The organism is Rahnella sp. PAMC25617, assembly GCF_050606005.1.
GTDB classification, from domain to species: Bacteria; Pseudomonadota; Gammaproteobacteria; order Enterobacterales; family Enterobacteriaceae; genus Rahnella; species Rahnella variigena.
In genome coordinates this window covers 1-18926 of the sequence record NZ_JBOCUM010000002.1, presented here as the reverse complement: position 1 = coordinate 18926, position 18926 = coordinate 1, and the positions used below count along the sequence as shown (strand labels likewise).

Genomic DNA, 18926 nt, shown 5'->3' with positions numbered 1-18926 from the left:
CTGACGTTGAGGAAAGTTCATGTCACTTGATCTTGTTTGGCAATACCTGTTCTCACAGGCGTTCTTTCAGGGCGCATTAATGACCTTGTTGTTAACGGTGTGCTCGTTGTTCTTTGGCATTATTGCCGGGCTGGTGCTGGCCCTGCTGCAGGAATCCCGCTTCCGTGCGGGTTCCGTTCTGGCTTTCTTTTATCTGTGGTTGTTTCGCGGCACACCGGTGCTGTTCCAGATTATTTTCGTTTACAACGTTCTGCCGACCTTTGGCCTGCGATTCTCCGCCTTTACCTGCGCGGTAATGGCGCTGTCCTTAAATGAGGGCGCCTATATGGCAGAAATTCTGCGCTCCGGTTTGCAGGCCGTACGCAGCGGTCAGCGTACTGCCGGGATGGCGCTCGGCATGACCCAAAGCCAGATCATGCGCAAGATAGTTTTGCCACAGGCCGCGCGGATTGTGCTGCCGCCGATGGGCAATCAGATGATCAGCATGCTCAAATCCAGCGCCCTGGTGTCAGTGATTGCAGTGCAGGAACTTCTGCTTATCGCCAACCAGACCGCCAGCGCAAGCTTCCGTTATTTCGAAGCCTTGTGCGCCGCCGGGATTTACTACCTGGTGCTGACGTCGATCTTTATGGTCGGACAGGCCTGGCTGGAACGCTCTCTTGATCCGAAAAAGCGTAAGAAACCCGCGCTGTCTTTGACCGAACGCCTGCTGCGCAGCAGTACGCCAAACTGAGGAGAAGCCCGTGAATAAATCCAAACCGGTTCTGGAAATCATCGGCGTCGATAAACATTTTGGCGCACAACACGTTCTGAAAAACTGTTCCCTGAATGTGGCTCAGGGCGAAACCGTAGTGCTGATCGGCCCGTCCGGTTCTGGCAAATCCACCCTGCTGCGTTGCATTAATTTGCTGGAACCGATTCAGGGCGGCGCGATCTTCTTTCGTGATCAGGACATCACCCACGCCAGCATGGAGCCGCACAAACTGCGTCAGGACATCGGCATGGTGTTTCAGAACTACGAGCTGTTTTCGCATCTGACTGCCGCGGAAAACATCATGCTGGCACCCATGACCGTGCTGGGCGTCAGCCGCAGTGAAGCCGAAGCGCAGGCACTGGAACTGCTTGGCAAAGTGCGTATTCCGGATAAAGCCGATTCGTTTCCTGATGAGCTTTCCGGCGGTCAGCAGCAGCGCGTCGCCATTGCCCGCGCGCTGGCGATGAAACCGAAACTGATGCTGTTTGATGAACCGACTTCAGCGCTGGATCCGGAGATGATCCGCGAAGTGCTCGACGTGATGGCCGATCTCAGCGCCGAAGGCATGACCAGCATTGTGGTGACGCATGAAATGGGCTTTGCGAAACGCGCGGCCAACCAAATCGTCTTTATGGAAAACGGCGAAATTATCGAAAACGCGACCGGCGAAAAATTCTTCGGCGGCGACGTCAGCCTGCGGGCGCAACGTTTCTTAGATCAAATCTTACATTAATCACTTTTAGCAGCACTGAATCACACACTGCGCTCTCACCAGGGGCCTGACTTTTGCCACAAAACTGTATTTCAAATACTGTATTTCAGGAGACACCGATGAGCCTTTCATCGCCCGATATCAGCAGAATGAAACGTGACCTTGCCGCACTGGTCGCGATCAATACCGAAAATCCGCCAGGCCGCGAACGCGAAGCCGCTGAACTTATCAGCGCCATGCTCAGCGAAATCGGCTTCGACATGACACTCAGCGAATACGCGCCGGGACGCACCAACGTGATTGGCCGCCTCGAAAATGGCGCCGGCCCGTGCTTTGCTTTTAATACCCACATCGACGTGGTGCCCGCTGGTGAAGGCTGGCAGCAGGATCCATTCACCCTCACCGAACGCGACGGCCGGTTATATGGTCGCGGTGCCTGCGACGCCAAAGGGCCGCTGATCGCCATGATCGAAGCCATGCGCTGGCTGGCGGCCAACCGCAACGACTGGAGCGGCACGCTGATGGCGATTTTTGTCGCCGACGAAGAAGTCGCCAGCGAAGGTGCGAAGTTTTACGTGCGCGAAGCCCCGGCACATATCGACTTCGTGGTGATCGGCGAACCAACCTCTAACACCACGTATTCGGCACATAAAGGCAGTTTGCGCCCGCTGGTCCGCGTTCACGGCGTCACCGCTCACTCCGGCACACCGGAACTGGGCGAGAACGCTATTTTCCGCGCCGCACAACTGCTCGGTCTGGTGGAAGAAACCCACCAGCACACCGTGCGCTGCCGCTGTCATCCGCTGGTCGGTAATGCCAGCCTGACGGTCACCCGCATTAACGGCGGTCATGCCGATAACGTGCTGCCGGGTGCCTGCGAATTACTGCTCGATCGTCGCATGGTGCCTGGCGAAGACGAAGACGCAGTGAAACAGGAGATTCAGGATTTACTGCAACTCGCCCATGACAAATTCGGTGTACGCAGCGAAATCATTACCTTCAAACCGACCACCGGCGGTGCAACCGAAACCGACTCCGGCGATCCGATTGTGCTGGCCGGCGTTGAAGCTTGCGCGGCACAAGGCAATCCGGAACCGGGTCCGTTCGGTTTTCAGGGCGGTTGCGATCTGGTGCATTTTCGCAGCCTGGGAACCAAAGGCATCATCATCGGCCCCGGTTCGCTGGCGGTCGCGCACAAACCTGATGAGTTTATCCCGATCGACGAATTCATCGCAGGCAGCAAAATTTACTGCGATGTCGCGCTGAAAATGCTCAAACGCTGAGGAGGAGCCGGTGAAAGCTACGTTGTATCGCGCCGACCTGCGGTATCCGCATCTGCAACTTTACACCGCCTCTTCGGGCAGTGTGCCAGGGCTGGACACCTTGTATCTGCTGCTGGAAGACAAAAACGTCAACGGGCTGGGCGAGGTGCGTATCAATATCGCTTATCTCAATGGTTGCAACGCCGAAAGGGTGTTGAGTGATGTGATCCGTGCGTTGCAGCAACTGGATCTCAGCCAGCCTGCCAGCACGCTTTTGCTCAACCTGCCGCAACGGATGGCAGATTTTCTGGCACCGACACGCATGCTGCTGGATATCGCGTTGCATGATCTGATTGCCCGTCAGGAAGGTATCAGCGTGGCAGAACTTGCCGGGGCAGAAAACAGCCAAACGGTGAGTTATCACACCAACCAGACGCTGTTCTGGACGCCGATGGAACAGATGCTGGAACAGGCCACAGCCTATGTGGAGCGCGGTTTTACTCAGCTGAAACTGCGCGTCGGTGTGGCGTCATTTGCTGAGGACGAAGCACGCCTTAGCGCCCTGCGCCGCCGTTTCGGACACGAGATCAGTTTGTCCGCCGATGCCAACGGACAATGGCAACCGGAAGAAGCCCGCAGTCATTTACTGTCGCTGGCGAAATTTGAAATGAGTTATCTCGAACAGCCGGTTTCTGACGCCAATGCGCACTATTACCCGGCGCTCGCTGAAGTCAGTCCGCTGCCGCTGATGCTTGATGAAAGCATGAGCAGCGAGGCGGATTTAGAACGTATTGTGCAGCTCAAAGGCAAGGTCATGGCGCATCTCAAGCTGGTCAAAATGGGAGGGATTGCGCCGACAATAGCGGCCGCACGACGCCTGACCGTGGCGGGTGTGCCGTTTATGATCGGCCAGATGAATGAAGGCGGTGCTGCTACCGCCGCCGCGCTGCACGTCGCCCGCGCCAGTCAGCCGGCTTATGCAGAACTTTACGGTGCCGACGGGCTGGGCAACGACCCGGTTCACGGCCTTTCCTATCATCAGGGTTTACTCAGCAGCCAGCCGGGCGCGGGGCTTGGCATCCGCTTTACCCCTTCTCAGGCAGAATTTATTCAGGAGTTTGAACAATGACAGCAACATCATTGCCCGACCTGGGCCGCGTCGTGCCAGGCGCAGAATCCGCCTTTCGTGAAGCAGAATATGCGCAGCGCATGGCGAAAGCGCGTCAGCTGCTGGTCAAAGCCGGTCTGGACGTCATGGTCATCACCGGTCCGGAAAATATCTTTTATCTGACCGGCCAGCAAACGCCGGGCTACTACACCTTCCAGACGCTGGTGTTGCCGGTAGAAGGCGATCCGGTTTTTGTCATCCGTCAGCTGGAGTATTTCAACTTTATCTCCAACACCTTTATCCGCGACGCCGCGATTTATACCGATGGCGATAATCCGGTGAGTTTCCTGCTCGATGTGCTGAAAGCGCGCGGCTGGATGAAAAGCCGGATCGGTATCGACAAACGCGGCTGGTTCCTGCCCGTGGCGGTATACGAAGCGTTGCAGGCTGAAATCGGCACTATTCACGACGCAGCCGGCGTTATCGAACAACTTCGGGCGGTGAAATCTGCCGCAGAACTGGAAAAAATGGCCCACGCAGCGCGTTACGTTGATGCCGGTATGCTGGCAGGTCGCGCGGCGATTGCCGCCGGTGCCACTGAAAACGATCTGGTTTCCGCCATGATGGGCGCCGCCATTGCCGCCGGATCCGAATACATGGGCATGGAACCGCTGGTTTCCAGCGGTCCGCGCACCGGCGTACCGCACGGCACCTGGCGACGTCGCAAAATTCTCGATGGCGACCCGATTTTCCTGGAAATGGCCGCCACGCATGACCGTTACCACGCTGCCCTGATGCGCTCCGCCTGGCTTGGCAAACCACCCGCCGTAGCGCTGGAAATGGAAAAAGTGTGTCAGGAAGCACTGCAGGCTGCACTGGATGCCATTCGTCCGGGTGCCACCTGCGAAGCACCGCATCTGGCGTGTCAGGCCGTCATTGACCGCGCCGGTTACACCGACAACTTCAAAAAACGCACCGGTTATTCGATTGGGATCTCATTTGCACCTGACTGGGGCGAAGGCGCGATCCTCAGCCTTTACAGCGGCATCACGACTGAATTACAGCCGGGCATGACCTTCCACATTCCACCGGCACTGCGCATTTACGGCGAATTCACCGTCGGTGTCAGTGAAACCATTGTGGTGACCGAAACCGGCTACCGCGCCCTCGGCACGGTGGATCGTCCGCTGACCTTACTTTGATTTAGCGTTTAACAAGATGATGGGAAGTGAATAAATGAAAGACATCAGTGAAAGCCAGGCGCGCCTGAAAGGTATTTTTAATATTACCGTCACGCCTTTTACCGCCAGCGGCGAGTTTGATTTCGCGGGGCTGTCGCGCAATATCGAGCGCGTCATCAGCCTCGGTTATGACGGCATTTTGATTGGCGGCACCTACGGCGAATTCCCGGCAATGACCGCAGATGAGCGCGCCACGCTGTTTCGTTATGTCATGGAAGTGGTCGGTAACCGCGTACCGGTAATGTTATGCAGCGCCGGCTCCGATGCCCGCGTCGTGCGCGATTTAACCCAACTGGCGGGTGATCTGGGCGGGCTCCCAATGGTGACACCGCCGTTTGTTTCGGAAGTGACGGAAGCACAAATCATCAGTTTTTTCAAACAGATGGCGCCGCTATCACGCACCGGTATTCTGGTGTACAACGCGCCGGGCATCGGCATTACGTTACCGCCTGTGGTGCTGGAGCAACTGGCCGATATCGAAGGCGTTGTGGGCATTAAACAAGGTGACCTGAACCCGACGGCCATTGACCAGATTGCCAACCGGCTGGGCGGACGTCTGCGCCTGTTCTGCGCTTCTGACCTGGCATTTTTAGGTCCGATGATGTGCGGTTTTGATGGCATCAGCACCACTAACAGCGGCGCGTTGCCGGAAATCATTCTGGCGACATATCGTGCGCTGGAAAATGGCGATGCGAACACCGCGCGCGAACTGCACCGCCTTTGGTATCCGTACCGCGCCCTCGCCCGCCGCTATGGTCAGCCGCAACTGGTGAAAGCGGCCATGAACCTGCGCGGCTTCGACGGTCACCATGTGCGCGCACCACTGATTGATCTGGAGCCTGACGTTATCGGGCTGGTGGAGCAGGAACTCCAGCGTCTGGCTGCGGATCCGCGTTCCGGCGTCACCCTGAAGTAATCCGCTTTGCTAAAACTCCCGTCTGAGCAGGCGGGAATTTCCTCTCGTTACATCCGCTTTTCCGGGACATCCCGCAAATTCAGCAATGACATTTTTAATGTCCTTGCCATCGCCTTTCGGCGTATATACCTTTGCACTATATTTTTCAGGCGAGTATTATTTGAGCAGATTTCCGGCTTAAACAACTTACTGAGGAATAACGACATGCCCAAAGGCACCGTATTTTTAAATAACAGGACGCAAAGCGTACGTATTCCGGCAGAGTGCCGTTTTCCAGACGAGGTAAAAATCGTGACGATAAGAAAAGTAGGGAGTTCACTGGTTTTAACGCCAGTGGATAACACATGGGATAATTTTTTCCACAGCGAACTGCGCGTGACGGATGATTTTATGGAAGAACGCGCCTCACAAGATCAGTCTGAGCGGGATACATTTTAATGCTGACCTATCTGCTGGACACCAATATTGTCATTTATATACTCAAACGCAGGCCGATGAGCGTGCTGGCAAAATTCAACCAGCACGCCGATCAACTGGCGATCTCAATGATCACTTATGCTGAACTACTGCATGGCATTGCGAAAAGCACCAGTCCGACCAAAAACAAACTGGCGGTAGAGGAATTCGTTTCTCATTTACGTATCGTGGACTATGACCAGAAAGCTGCCGCGCATTACGGACATATCCGTGCCTGCCTCGAAAAATGCGGCAGCCTGATTGGGGTGAACGATATTCATATTGCCGCACAGGCACGTAGCGCGGGTATGGTGATGGTGACCAATAATATGAATGAGTTCACCCGCGTTGACGGGCTCCTGACTGAGAACTGGGTGGGTCCTTCCTTAACTGCGCTTTGAACCCGCCGCTTTTAAAAACGCGGTCAGCAACGGATGCGGTTTCACACGCAGTGACGACAACTCCGGATGCCCTTGTACTCCGAGATAAAACGGGTGATGAGTGAACTCAATACCATCAGCAATTTTTCCCGTAGCGTCAGTCCCGCTGATATGCAGCCCGAACTTCTCCAGATCGGGCTTCAGTTCGGGTTCAAGATGAAAGCGGTGGTTATAGCGCACGGTAAATTCATCGCCGAGGATGTCATTTAATCTGCTGCCAGGACGGCAATGCATCTGATAATCCCCAAGACGATGCACCGGAAATGTCGGCGTATCCGTCAGCGGGATAAAGGTTTTAATTTCGGCATTAGCATCGGCTTCGGCAAGATTGGCTTTCGTGGAACCAAGCATTTTCTGCACGATGGCCGTGGTCATGGTTTGCATACCCAGACAAAGCCCGAGAATGGGAATATTACGGTTCAGCGCGTAATGCGCCGCGCAAATTTGTCCGGTCACATTACACATCGCTGAACCTCCGGGCAGCAATATACCATCGACATTTTCCATCACTTCATGCAGGTGATCTTCCAGCGCCTGCGGTGCTGCGTACACCATGTCCAGTGATAACGACAGCGCATCTGCCGCGTCCCCCAGAGCAGCCAGAGTGGCAGGGTAAATACTGCATTGATCCGACTGGGACCCGACCAGCGCAATGCGCAATGACGGGCCGGTGTGCGGTGGCATGTTCTGATTGATCCAGCGCCCGTAGCGGTCTCGCCACCAGCATCCTGACGCGTCATCTGTCTGACCATGACGCCTGAATACAAACCCCTGATTGGCGCGCTCAACCGTAACCAGTTCGTAATCCAGCGCGTTATTCCGCACCTGTCTGGCGATTTGCGTGAACTGAATAATTTGCATCGGCCCCAGCGGAACCACCACATCCTGCGTACCGTAAGTATTGAGCAGATCTTCCAGCTCCATAACCTTTCCGGCACTTTGCGGATTCATTCGCTCAGTCCACAGTAAACCGCTGGTCATCAGCTGTCCTTCGCCGATGACATGCTGACAGGCATCCGGATAGCGGGCGATATCCCAGCTCACCGGCAGATGAGCTAACGGTAAATGTTTTTGTGCTGCCAGTATTGCCGCCATCGCCCCGTACAGCGATGGCTCAGGTGTGTCATGTGCAACAAAAATAAAAGACATAAGACAACCTTGAAATATAAAAGGAAAGTGACGGCATTTCGCAGACTCTGGAGTCTGCCAAACGAGTTGCCGTGCCATTTCCGCCGGTAAAATGCTGCTCAGCACGAAGAAATTATGAGCAAAGCAAAAAGAAGAATGGTAAGTTTAAATTGGTTTTAATGATTCATATAATACAATTTTGTTATTGCTCAAACAGGGGAAACAATGTCTGCTGAATTTCTTGCACCTCGTTTACGTCGTGTGCGCCCTTCGCCGACAGCGGCGATTTCCGACCAGGTACGCGCGTTTATTGCGTCTGGCGTTGATGTTATCAATCTCGGTGAAGGCGAACTCGATTTCGATACTCCCGCACACATCAGGCAGGCAGGGATCGATGCGATTGTACAAGGTGACACAAAATACACCGCTGTGGCCGGTACCGCCGCGCTGAAACTAGCCATCATCACTAAGTTTAATCGCGAAAATGGGATCAGCTACCGTGCGGACGAAGTGATTGCAGGTAGCGGAGCCAAGCAACTGATCTTCAATGCTCTTTTAGCCACGGTTTCTGCCGGTGATCAGGTCCTTATTCCTGCGCCCTATTGGGTTTCTTACCCGGACATGGTGGCGCTGGCAGAAGGCGAGCCGAAGATAGTACCTTGCCTGGAAAGCCATGGCTGGAAGTTACAGCCGGAAGATCTGGCGGCCGCGATTACCCCGCAAACCCGCTGGGTTATCCTCAACTCTCCGAATAACCCAACCGGCGCGGTGTATTCTGCAGAAGAATTAAAGGCGCTGGCTGCCGTTGTGCTGGAACATCCGCAGTTGCTTGTCATGGCGGATGATATTTATGAGCAAATTTGTTTTACCTCCGGCGAATTCGCAACGCTGGCGCAGGTTGAACCGCGCCTGAAGGATCGTATCCTCACGGTCAACGGTGTTTCAAAGGGTTATTCAATGACCGGCTGGCGACTGGGTTATGCCGGAGGTCCGGCCTGGCTGATTTCTGCGATGCAAATCTTGCAGTCCCAAAGCACGTCAAATCCAAGCTCAATCTCTCAGGCGGCGACCGTTGTCGCACTGGAACACGGCAGCGAATTCATCACGGAGTGGATTGAAATACTGTCACGCCGCCGCACCCTGATCATGAACTGCATCAATGCCATTGACGGCCTGAGTGCAGAGGTTCCGCCAGGAGCATTTTACGTTTTCGCTAATTGCCAGAGAATGCTGGGCAAAACAACGCCTTCGGGTGAGTCCCTCCATACAGATGAAGATTTTGCGGCTTATCTGCTGAAATTTGCCCACGTGGCAACGCTTCAGGGTTCAGCTTTCGGCGCACCAGGCTATTTACGCATCGCTTATGCCATTGATGACAAGCGTTTACAGGAAGCCTGTGAGCGGATCACCTGCGCCTGCGGCGAATTGCGCTAACCGGGCAAAGGCTGACAGAGTGCAGAAACAGGCCTTTCGGGTTCCTTTTTGACTCTATTGTCAACAACTTGACCAAAGTATCAGCAAACGAACGCATTTATAGAGTTTCCCCTTTGACATGCCGCGGGGCAGTCGCTATTATTCGCCCCGTTCCAACGATTCCTCTGTAGTTCAGTCGGTAGAACGGCGGACTGTTAATCCGTATGTCACTGGTTCGAGTCCAGTCAGAGGAGCCAAATTAGAAACGCCCGCTTAAGGAAACTTAAGCGGGCGCTTTGCTTTGGTGTGTTTCACTCTTCACCTGCCCGACAGGTCGCCACCTGCTTTAAAATTCGTTATCATCCGCTCCCACTCTTCCGCCGGTTAGTCTGATGTCTGCGATTATTGATACCTTTATTGCCCCGCCGTGCCATGAAACGATTGAGATCCTCTTTCAGGACGAGCATCTGGTGCTTATCAATAAACCCTCCGGACTACTCAGTCTCTCTGGGAAAAATCCGCAAAATCTGGATTCTGTTCATCACCGGCTGGTAAAGCTATTCCCCGGTTGCACCCTGATCCATCGTCTGGATTTCGGCACTTCCGGTCTGATGGTGCTCGCCCGTAATAAAGCGATAAATGCTGCCCTCTGCCAGCAGTTCAGCCAGCGCACCGTGACCAAAATCTACAGCGCATTGCTCTGCGGGCATTTGCAAGATGATGAAGGGGTGATAGACGCGCCGATTGCCAAAGACCCGGCGCTGTTCCCGCTGATGTCGATTTGTGCAATCACTGGCAAGCCTGCCCGCTCCGGCTATCAGGTGGTTGAGCGCTTTTATCATAAGCTGGAGGACGGAACGTCGCTGCCGTTAACACGGGTTCAGCTGATGCCGGAAACCGGGCGCACTCACCAGCTTCGCATCCACTGCCAGCAGATGGGTCATCCTATTTTAGGCTGTGACCTGTATGGCGGCCGCCTGCTGCCCGGCACAGAACAGACTCCGCGGCTGATGCTGCACGCCAGCGAACTGCACTTTGTACACCCTGTCAGCCTGGAGCGGATAGAAGCCCGCAATGCCAGCCCGTTCTGAATGAGAAATTTCCTGTAAAACCCTTGTCAGCCCCCTTCCCCGCATTAAATTCCCTTCACTTTGCAAAAGCATTTTTAACCTGACGGTTGACGCTGTAGTCTCAGTAGCGGTTTTATTTTGCTGTGCGCCAGATGAAACCCGCTTAACTGTTTTAATAAACAAAACGCTAATAACTAAAAGTTTAGAAATCTGAGGAACAGACAGGACAATTATGGACTCCATGCTCACCGCCCCCCGCCCCGATGAGGAGATAATTTCACATAACCGTGCCCGCCGGGCTGCCTGGGGCAGCTTCGTTGGCGCAGTCGTAGACTGGTTCGATTTTCTGCTGTACGGCATCACCGCAGCGCTGGTGTTTAACAGCGAGTTCTTCCCGCAAATCGACCCGGCAATGGGCACGCTCGCCGCATTTGCTACTTTCGGCGTCGGCTTTCTCTTTCGCCCGCTCGGCGGCATTGTCTTCGGCCATTTCGGCGATCGTCTGGGCCGCAAACGGATGCTGATGATGACCGTCTGGATCATGGGCATCGCCACCGCGTGCATCGGTATTCTTCCCTCTTTCGCGACGATTGGCTGGTGGGCTCCGGCGCTGCTGGTCACGCTGCGCGCTATTCAGGGGTTTGCCGTCGGGGGTGAATGGGGCGGCGCAGCGTTGCTGGCTGTCGAAAGTGCGCCTGCCGGAAAAAAAGCCTTCTACAGCAGCGGCATTCAGATGGGTTATGGCGTCGGCCTGTTACTCGCAACCGGTCTGGTGTCTTTGATAAGCAGCCTGACAACGGATGCGCAGTTCATGAGCTGGGGCTGGCGTTTGCCGTTCCTGTTCAGTGTTGTGCTGGTACTCGGCGCGCTGTGGGTGCGTAACGGTATGGAAGAGTCGGTCGAGTTTGAACGCGCTCAGGAAGAGCAGCCAAAAGAAGCAAAAAAACGCTTACCGGTATTCGAAGCACTGTTCCGCCATCCCGGCGCATTTCTGAAAATCATCCTCCTGCGCCTGTGTGAATTGCTGACGATGTACATTGTCACCGCGTTTGCACTTAACTATTCGACGCACAACCTTGGGATGTCGCGTGAACTGTTTCTGAATATCGGACTGCTGGTCGGCGGTATCAGTTGCCTGACCATTCCCCTGTTTGCCTGGCTTGCAGACCGTTACGGGCGTCGCCGCATTTACATTACCGGCGCACTGGTTGGCGCACTGAGCGCCTTCCCGTTCTTTATGGCGCTGGAAGCCCGCTCCATTGTTGGCGTAGTTATCTTCTCGTTGCTGCTGGCAAATATCGCCCACGATATGGTGGTCTGCGTCCAGCAACCGATGTTCACGGAAATGTTTGGCGCGGGTTACCGCTACAGCGGTGCGGGTGTGGGGTATCAGGTCGCCAGCGTGGTCGGCGGTGGATTTACGCCGTTTATTGCCGCTGCGTTGCTGAATTTCTCAGGAGGGGAATGGCATTCTGTCGCCATCTACCTGATGGCCGGTTGTGTGCTCTCGGCCCTCACGGCGATGTTTATGAAAACGTCTCAGCCACACTGAACCGCCACCTGTTAAAAAAGCATCATCCGGAAAAGTTGCGCGAATAAAACATTGGCGGCAGCGCGCAGACAAGCCATATTTAGAGTGAATGATGACGAAAGAAGCACAAAGGAAAACGTATGGATAACAAGTCCCTCACCGCTTCACAGGCGATTGAGAAGCTCGAAGAGATGTATAACAGCTCTGTGGCCGCATTGCGGGTGGCGATTAAAGACTTCATCGTTGAGGGGACACTGCCTGACATCAGTGCGCGTGCCGCCGGGTTGTTTGTTTACCCGGAATTACGTGTCACCTGGGACGGCGTAACGCCCGCTAAAAACCCGACCCGCGCTTATGGTCGTTTTTCCCATCCCGGCCGTTATGCCAACACCATCACGCACCCTGAATTGTTCCGTCACTATCTGCTCGAGCAGCTGTCCCTGCTGGAAGAGGAATATGAAGCGGTAATTGAAGTCGTCCCTTCCCAGCAGGAAATCCCGTATTCCTACGTGATTGACGGCTCAGATCTGATGCTTGACCGCTCAATGAGCGCGGGTCTGGCGAAGCATTTTCCGACCACCGAACTCTCGCAAATTGGCGATGAAACCGCAGATGGCCTCAGTTATCCCGGCGATATCTTCCCGCTGTCGCATTTTAATGCCCTGCGCGCGGACTTCTCGCTGGCGCGCCTGCGTCATTACACCGGCACACTGATCGAACACTTCCAGCCGTATGTACTTTTCACCAACTACACCCGCTACGTGGATGAATTCGTCAGCTGGGCGTGCGCGCAGATTGCCGATCCTGAAAGTCCTTACGAGGCGCTGGCCTGCGCGGGCAGTGTATTCATTACCGCAGAGACGCAGAATCCGGAACAGGCAGTGTCTGATCTGGCCTGGAAAAAACATCAGATGCCTGCCTATCACCTGATTGCCCGCGACGGCTCAGGTATTACGCTGGTGAATATCGGCGTGGGTCCGGCGAACGCCAAAACCATTTGCGATCACCTGGCCGTCTTACGGCCACACGTATGGCTGATGATTGGTCACTGCGGTGGATTACGTGAAACGCAGTCGATTGGTGATTATGTTCTGGCACACGCCTATCTGCGTGACGATCACGTTCTGGATGCCGTTCTGCCGCCAGATATTCCTATCCCAAGCATCGCTGAAGTGCAGCGCGCACTTTACGACGCAACGAAAAAAATGAGCGGAATGCCGGGTGAGGAAGTGAAGCAACGGCTGCGCACCGGTACGGTTGTGACCACCGATGACCGTAACTGGGAACTACGTTACGCCGCGTCGGCACTGCGCTTTAATCTCAGCCGTGCCGTGGCCGTCGATATGGAAAGTGCGACAATTGCCGCGCAAGGTTACCGTTTCCGTGTGCCTTACGGCACGTTGCTGTGCGTATCGGATAAGCCATTGCACGGTGAAATCAAACTGCCGGGCCAGGCGAACAAATTCTACGAAGGCGCCATTTCAGAACATCTGCAAATTGGCATCTGCGCTATCGACCTGCTGCGCGCCGAAGGCGATCATCTGCATTCACGCAAATTGCGCACGTTTAATGAGCCGCCTTTCCGCTGATAACCACCCTGAACACCCCTGAATAGTTCGGGTTGCAGGCAGGCGGCAAGTTTGATAATCCCGATGAGCTGACATTAAGTCAGTGATTCGGGTTGTTAAACGCAGCCAGCGCCTCTGCGGCACGAAATATGACGGGGAATTAAGGATTTCCATAAAAAGACTTTGCATATTGCGAAGTCTTTTACCATCATAAATTAAAACGCTGTTCTACTTTCTTCCATACTGGAACTCTCTTGCAAAACGTCATCGTCTCTTTGCGCAAAGCCATCGAGCGCACGCCCTGGTATCCGAAACGGCGTTCTTACCGCACGTTGTTCTGGCGCGAAATAACGCCCCTCGCTGTCCCGATCTTTTTTGAGAATGCCTGCGTCCTGCTGATGGGCGTACTGAGTACTTTTCTGGTCAGCTGGCTGGGTAAGGAAGCGATGGCGGGCGTTGGCCTGGCCGACAGTTTTAACATGGTGGTGATTTCGTTCTTCGCGGCGGTCGATCTGGGGACTACCGTTGTCGTTGCCTTCAGTCTGGGAAAACTCGACCATGAACGCGCCCGCGCTGCTGCCCGTCAGTCGCTGGCCATCATGACCGTTTTCGCGGTGCTTCTGGCCATACTTTTGCAATTTTCCGGGCATGTGATTATCGACATGATCGCCGGAAATGCGGAGCCGGAAGTCAAAGAACTGGCGCTGTCTTATCTGCAAATGAGTAGCTGGAGTTATCCGGCGGCGGCCATCGCACTGATAGGTTCCGGTGCGCTGCGGGGTGCGGGCAACACCAAAATCCCGATGTTACTGAATGGCGGGATGAACATCCTCAATCTGGTGATCAGCAGCGTGCTGATTTACGGCTGTTTTGGCTGGCACGGTCTGGGCTTTATCGGTGCCGGTCTGGGGCTGACTATCGCCCGTTATATCGGTGCGATTGCGGTCATTTTTGTGCTGATGGTCGGTTTCAACCCTTCGCTGAAAATCTCCCTGAAAAGTTATTTCCTGCCTCTTAATACCAATATTTTGCGTGAAGTGCTGGGCATCGGTATCCCGGCCAGTATTGAATCCGTGCTGTTTAACGGCGGTAAATTACTGACACAGGTTTTTGTGGCGGGCATGGGCACCAATGTCATTGCCGGTAACTTTATTGCCTTCTCGATTGCCGCACTGATCAACCTGCCGGGGAATGCCCTGGGGTCAGCTTCTACCATCATTGTCGGTACACGCCTGGGTAAAGGGCAAATTGCTCAATCCGAGCGCCAGCTGCGCCACATATTCTGGTTATCCACTTTCGGGCTTTGTGTGCTGGCGTTCCTTTCCGTGCCGTTTGCCGGATTGCTGGCGCGGTTTTACACCAATGAACAAGACGTTATCGACGTCGTAAAAATCCTCATCTGGCTGAACGCCGCCTTTATGCCTTTCTGGGCCGCGTCCTGGGTATTACCTGCAGGACTAAAAGGCGCACGTGACGCACGTTTCACCATGTACGTCTCGATGCTCGGCATGTGGGGTTGTCGTATTGTGGTGGGCTATTTCCTCGGTATTGTTCTTGGTTTTGGCGTGGTTGGCATCTGGCTGGGGATGTTCCTCGACTGGATCGTGCGCGGAATATTCTTTTACTGGCGCATGGCGAGCGGTCGCTGGTTGTGGAAATACCCGAAAACGAAAAGAACCGAATAGTTTTGACTGCTACGCCCGCCGGTACATCCGGCGGGGATGGCCAATTTTCCCGTACAGCATTTCGACTTTCAAATCCCCTTTCTGCACACAATGTTCAAGATAGCGCCGGGCAGTGGTTTTACTCAAACCGGTTTCACTGACCACTTCATCCACTGAATAGCAACGCCCGCTCTCCTGGATAAAGATGCCTTCCACAAGATTAAGTGTATTTTCCTCGATGCCTTTATTGCCCGCTTTCGGCGTAAAATCCTTCGCCTGTAGCTGGTAAAGACTGTCGACGTTTTGCTGATCCACCACTTTCCAGGCACGCTGTGTCTGGCTGAACTGAATAAAACGCTCCAGCGATTGTTGCAGCCGGTTCCACGACACAGGCTTTAAAATATAATCAAAAGCCCCGCAGCGGATCGCCTGACTGCATGTGTTCATGTCACTGGCCGCAGTAATAAAGATCACCGAACAGTGGGTCTTTTTAAGCAGGTCATTTTCAATTAATGAAATGCCCTGACCGTCAGGTAAATAGTTATCCAGCAGCAGGAGCTGCGGTCGTTTTGCTTCTATAAGTACTCTGGCTTCGCGCAACGTTGTTGCTACACCCGCCAGTCTCAGCCAGGGATGATTGTCTATAAGTTCGGCATAAAGCTGTGCCAGCCGGTTTTCATCTTCCACAATCATTACGTCAATTATTTCAGCTTGCATCATTTACTCACTTCCGTATTTTCCGGTTGAAGGTACTCTGCTGTATGACCTGGAACTCCATTACCGTTGGGGATAAAAACAGAGAAAACAGCACCGGTTGGCACATTGTCGGAAACCTCAATACTGCCGCCAGCATGGCTGACATAGCTGGCGACCAGATGCAGCCCCAGGCCGTGATCCCCTTCCGGCTTTGAAGTCACACCCATCGAAAATATGTCTTCCCGCCGTTCCTGCGTAATACCCACTCCGTGATCTGCCACTTCAATCACCAGTTCATCCTGGCTGCAAACGATATACACCTCGACCGGCCCTGCCTCGCTACCGCGCAGCAGCGTAGCTTCAATGGCGTTATCCAGCAGATTTCCGATAACTGACATCAGCTCAGTTTCACTCAGTGTTGCCGGCAACCGGGTCATCTCACAGGCCGGATCAAACTCCAGCACGACGCCCTTTTCACGGGCACGGGCATATTTACCCAGTAGCAATCCGCACAGTCTGGGTGAGCAAAAACGCGCCGAGACAAAATCCAGTATTTCCTGTGCATTTTCTGATTGCGCCTCGATGTAGCGTATGGCCTCGTCATAACGCCCCATATGCAACAAACCCGCGAGCGTCGCTGTCCAGTTAAGCTGTTCATGACGCATGATGCGCAGGTTATCGGCATAACGTTGCACCTGACTGAGCTGGATGCTGAGCCGGTCGATATCGCTGCAATCGCGGAAAGTAATCACCCAACCCTGCAGCTGATTTTCCAGCATGATCCGCACCCGGCTGGCGATCACCGTCAGGTTATTGAACAGGCAAATTTCATCGTGAATATCTTTTTCCAGCATCACCTGCGGAGTGAAAAAGCCGACCGGAACGATGACCTGCTGAAGCGGGAGACCGCGCAATTCACGCGACGGCGCATCCAGATTCAGTAATTTTTTAGCGGCCTGGTTGATCACCGCCACGCGAAACTGGTCATCAATGGCGATCACGCCTTCGTAGATAGACTCCATCAGGGCTTTTTGCTGACGCACCAGCAGACCGATGTCGCGCGGTTCCAGCGAGAACATCTGCTTTTTGATCGAGCGGGAGAAAAACCAGGAGAAAGTAAACAACGCCACCAGCAACGTGGCTGCGGCCAGTAAAATGCTGATCACTTTCTCGAGTGTCAGGCTATTAATGTGGCTGGTCAGATACCCGACCGAGACGATACCGATCACCTGATTTTCAGCATTGCGGATGGGTGCTTTGCTGCGCAATGACAATCCGGCGCCTCCCAGCCTGATTGTGGTGGTACTTTTACCGGCCAGCACCTCTTTGTTATCACCGCCGATCAGCGTTGACCCCAGCCTGTCGGCATCGATGGAGTGAAACAGATGCATCGCTTTCCCGTCGCCGATCACCATATAACTGGCATCACTGTGTGCAGAGACATTCTTCATTAAATGGTTAATTGCTGAAATATCCTTATTTTCAACTGCGTTTATTAATGAGGGAATAAGTGCAATTTCGTCTGCCTGAACTTTTGCACGAATACCCATATCGTCATACAACTGTCTCTGAATATCCTGATAGTAATAAATGCCCACTATCGAAAACAGCGCCATAAATAACATAACAAGATAAGTAAAAAGTTTTATCTGAAAAGAAGGCCGAAACCGCATCAGGCAACCTGTAAACAAACAGTGATATTAATAACAGTGCAGGGATATTATCACCGGGCGGTATTCCAGTCAGAGTGGAGAATAAAAGTTGCGAGGCGTGCCGCAGAACATCGCCCGCCAAAGCAAGCCACGGGTGGCGAGATACATAATTCACAACAGTTATTTCACCATAAATTAACAGCAATATTATAATTACAAATAACACCATAAAAACCACGAAAAAATAAACTCAGCCACTTTATGAATTTAATTAAAACCATAAAAACCTTTCACTCCTTTAAAATACCGTTTCTAATTTGCGGCACCTCACATATTAGCGGGCATTATCTCTCTTACACTCCCTGCACAAATTGACACAGGGGATTCATCATGAGTACAACCGACGACACCTATTCTGTTCCCGCGGGATCTTCACCCGCAAAACAGCTCTCATTAAAAGAAAAATGGTGGCATATTCTCGACACCTGGAAGATCGGCATTATTCCACTGCCTTTATTTGTCATGGCTGGCGTGCTGATCGCCATTGATTGCCTTGATGGAAAACTGCCCAGCGATATTGTGGTGATGGTCGCTACTTTAGCGTTCTTTGGTTTCGCCTGCGGTGAGTTCGGTAAGCGCCTGCCTTTCATCGGCAAGATGGGCGCGGCGGCGATTTGCGCCACCTTTATCCCTTCCGCACTGGTCTATTACGGCCTGCTGCCGGATGTGGTAGTGGAATCCACCACTAAGTTCTATAAAAGCACCAACATTCTTTACCTCTATATCTGCTGCATTATCGTCGGCAGCATTATGAGCATGGATCGCAAAGTGCTGATCCAGGGTTTCATGCGCATCTTCTTCCCGATGCTGTGCGGTGAAGTGGTCGGCATGTTAACCGGCATGGGCGTTGGCCTGGCGCTGGGCATGGAACCCTTCCAGATTTTCTTCTTCCTGATCCTGCCGATTATGGCCGGTGGCGTCGGTGAAGGGGCTATTCCGCTTTCCATCGGTTACGCGGCATTACTGCATATGGATCAGGGTGTGGCGCTCGGTCGCATTCTACCGATCGTCATGCTGGGTGGTCTGACCGCTATCGTTATTTCCGGCTCACTCAATCAGTTAGGTAAACGCTATCCGCATCTGACCGGCGAAGGCCAGTTGATGCCGACGTCCAAAAATGCCACCGCTGACAGCAGCAAACTGAGCAGCACCGGCGGTAAAGTTGATGTCACCACCATTGCCGCAGGCGCGTTACTGGCCGTTCTGCTTTATATGGTGGGCATGCTGTTACACAAACTGATTGGTCTTCCTGCAC

17 protein-coding genes and 1 tRNA gene are annotated in these 18926 nt (G+C 53.7%); 15 read left to right on the top strand and 3 right to left on the bottom strand.

Going from position 1 to position 18926, the window contains the following annotated elements; translation table 11 throughout:
* Positions 1–19 precede the first annotated feature (19 nt).
* The 8 genes from ACM615_RS00915 to vapC all read left to right on the top strand — a co-directional run bounded on the left by ACM615_RS00915 (position 20) and on the right by vapC (position 6850).
* A complete protein-coding gene (locus ACM615_RS00915; protein WP_431011292.1) occupies positions 20–733 on the top strand; it encodes an amino acid ABC transporter permease in 714 nt (237 codons plus the stop codon).
* A gap of 10 nt (positions 734–743) precedes the next feature.
* Positions 744–1487 carry an amino acid ABC transporter ATP-binding protein gene (locus ACM615_RS00910; RefSeq protein ID WP_159281055.1) on the top strand — a complete coding sequence of 248 codons (744 nt, stop codon included), beginning with the start codon at positions 744–746 and terminating at the stop codon, positions 1485–1487.
* A gap of 98 nt (positions 1488–1585) precedes the next feature.
* A complete protein-coding gene (locus ACM615_RS00905; protein ID WP_132965939.1) occupies positions 1586–2749 on the top strand; it encodes a M20 family metallopeptidase in 1164 nt (387 codons plus the stop codon).
* A 10-nt stretch (positions 2750–2759) separates the two neighbouring features.
* The gene (locus ACM615_RS00900) at positions 2760–3857 is read left to right on the top strand and encodes a mandelate racemase/muconate lactonizing enzyme family protein (protein WP_431011291.1); all 1098 of its coding nucleotides are present in this window, start codon (positions 2760–2762) and stop codon (positions 3855–3857) included.
* On the top strand, positions 3854–5038 hold the full coding sequence (locus ACM615_RS00895; RefSeq protein WP_431011290.1) for a M24 family metallopeptidase: 1185 nt from the start codon (positions 3854–3856) through the stop codon (positions 5036–5038). The genes ACM615_RS00900 and ACM615_RS00895 overlap by 4 nt, the downstream gene beginning before the upstream one ends.
* A 34-nt stretch (positions 5039–5072) precedes the next feature.
* The gene (locus ACM615_RS00890; protein ID WP_132965933.1) at positions 5073–5993 is read left to right on the top strand and encodes a dihydrodipicolinate synthase family protein; all 921 of its coding nucleotides are present in this window, start codon (positions 5073–5075) and stop codon (positions 5991–5993) included.
* 204 nt (positions 5994–6197) lie between these two features.
* Complete coding sequence (vapB, locus tag ACM615_RS00885; RefSeq protein ID WP_112288802.1) at positions 6198–6431, top strand: type II toxin-antitoxin system VapB family antitoxin; 234 nt, start codon at positions 6198–6200, stop codon at positions 6429–6431.
* Entirely contained in the window at positions 6431–6850 is a 420-nt protein-coding gene (vapC, locus tag ACM615_RS00880; protein WP_112288801.1) for a type II toxin-antitoxin system tRNA(fMet)-specific endonuclease VapC, read from the top strand. Before vapB ends, vapC begins: the two co-directional genes overlap by 1 nt.
* Here the strand turns inward: vapC and ACM615_RS00875 are convergent.
* On the bottom strand, positions 6836–8038 hold the full coding sequence (locus tag ACM615_RS00875) for a glutamine amidotransferase-related protein (RefSeq protein WP_431011289.1): 1203 nt from the start codon (positions 8036–8038) through the stop codon (positions 6836–6838). The two genes, vapC and ACM615_RS00875, sit on opposite strands and share 15 nt — an antisense overlap.
* A gap of 204 nt (positions 8039–8242) precedes the next feature.
* Here ACM615_RS00875 and ACM615_RS00870 point away from each other — a divergent pair, with 204 nt between their 5' ends.
* The 6 genes from ACM615_RS00870 (at position 8243) to ACM615_RS00845 (ending at position 15284) form a co-directional block, all read left to right on the top strand.
* On the top strand, positions 8243–9451 hold the full coding sequence (locus ACM615_RS00870) for a pyridoxal phosphate-dependent aminotransferase (protein ID WP_431011288.1): 1209 nt from the start codon (positions 8243–8245) through the stop codon (positions 9449–9451).
* Positions 9452–9611: 160 nt separating this feature from the next.
* Positions 9612–9687 (top strand) — tRNA-Asn (locus ACM615_RS00865).
* A gap of 135 nt (positions 9688–9822) precedes the next feature.
* A complete protein-coding gene (locus ACM615_RS00860; protein WP_132965230.1) occupies positions 9823–10521 on the top strand; it encodes an RluA family pseudouridine synthase in 699 nt (232 codons plus the stop codon).
* Positions 10522–10732: 211 nt separating this feature from the next.
* Complete coding sequence (shiA, locus tag ACM615_RS00855; protein WP_129639779.1) at positions 10733–12052, top strand: shikimate transporter; 1320 nt, start codon at positions 10733–10735, stop codon at positions 12050–12052.
* A gap of 119 nt (positions 12053–12171) precedes the next feature.
* Positions 12172–13620: an AMP nucleosidase gene (locus ACM615_RS00850; RefSeq protein ID WP_120161347.1), complete on the top strand. Its 1449-nt coding sequence runs from the start codon at positions 12172–12174 to the stop codon at positions 13618–13620.
* A gap of 233 nt (positions 13621–13853) precedes the next feature.
* Positions 13854–15284 carry an EmmdR/YeeO family multidrug/toxin efflux MATE transporter gene (locus ACM615_RS00845; RefSeq protein ID WP_129639778.1) on the top strand — a complete coding sequence of 477 codons (1431 nt, stop codon included), beginning with the start codon at positions 13854–13856 and terminating at the stop codon, positions 15282–15284.
* Between the two features lie 9 nt (positions 15285–15293).
* Here the strand turns inward: ACM615_RS00845 and ACM615_RS00840 are convergent, their stop codons facing one another.
* Together ACM615_RS00840 and ACM615_RS00835 are read right to left on the bottom strand one after the other, a co-directional pair.
* Positions 15294–15980, bottom strand: a complete 687-nt coding sequence (locus ACM615_RS00840) for a response regulator (protein WP_431011364.1) — start codon at positions 15978–15980, stop codon at positions 15294–15296.
* Positions 15980–17632, bottom strand: coding sequence for an ATP-binding protein (locus tag ACM615_RS00835; RefSeq protein ID WP_431011287.1), 1653 nt, complete (start codon positions 17630–17632; stop codon positions 15980–15982). The genes ACM615_RS00840 and ACM615_RS00835 overlap by 1 nt, the downstream gene beginning before the upstream one ends.
* A gap of 369 nt (positions 17633–18001) precedes the next feature.
* On the opposite strand from ACM615_RS00835, the gene ACM615_RS00830 reads away from it, so the two are divergent.
* On the top strand, positions 18002–18926 hold a 925-nt coding region (locus ACM615_RS00830), incomplete at its 3' end, for a 2-hydroxycarboxylate transporter family protein (protein WP_431011286.1).